Annotated in this window: 1 protein-coding gene; it reads left to right on the top strand. The window is 43.7% G+C overall.

Annotation, left to right across the window (positions count from 1 at the left end; genetic code table 11):
- Window positions 1-737: DUF7507 domain-containing protein (locus G3A47_RS22750; RefSeq protein ID WP_458294231.1), on the top strand; the 737-nt coding region annotated here is incomplete at both ends.

Raw genomic sequence — 737 nt, forward strand, 5'->3', positions numbered from 1 at the left:
GTTGAAGTAAGTAAAAAAGCAACTTATGTGGATGTAAATGGTGATGGTATTGCCAATGTAGGCGATAGAATTGATTATACTTTTGTAGTTAAAAATACAGGAAACGTAACCCTTGCTCCGGTAACAATCAGCGATGCCAATGCAGTAGTGAGTGGAAGCTTGGCAAGTTTAGCTCCGGGAGCAACTGACTCAGCTAGTTTTACAGCAGTGCACACGATTACTTTGGCTGATGTGAATAACGGTCAGGTAGACAACGTAGCCACTGTAACAGGAACCCCTCCAACAGGGACGCCAGTTACAGCTAAATCAACCGATCCAAGTCCAATTTGTGCGACTTGCACGCCGAAAGATCCTACTTGTACGACTTGTACAACAGTTCCTTTAACGTCTTCACCAAAAGTTGAAGTAAGTAAAAAAGCAACTTATGTGGATGTAAATGGTGATGGTATTGCCAATGTAGGCGATAGAATTGATTATACTTTTGTAGTTAAAAATACAGGAAACGTAACCCTTGCTCCGGTAACAATCAGCGATGCCAATGCAGTAGTGAGTGGAAGCTTGGCAAGTTTAGCTCCGGGAGCAACTGACTCAGCTAGTTTTACAGCAGTGCACACGATTACTTTGGCTGATGTGAATAACGGTCAGGTAGACAACGTAGCCACTGTAACAGGAACCCCTCCAACAGGGACGCCAGTTACAGCTAAATCAACCGATCCAAGTCCAATTTGTGCGACTTG

Origin of the sequence: Flavobacterium poyangense (assembly GCF_011751075.1) — a bacterium.
GTDB classification, from domain to species: domain Bacteria; phylum Bacteroidota; class Bacteroidia; order Flavobacteriales; family Flavobacteriaceae; genus Flavobacterium; species Flavobacterium poyangense.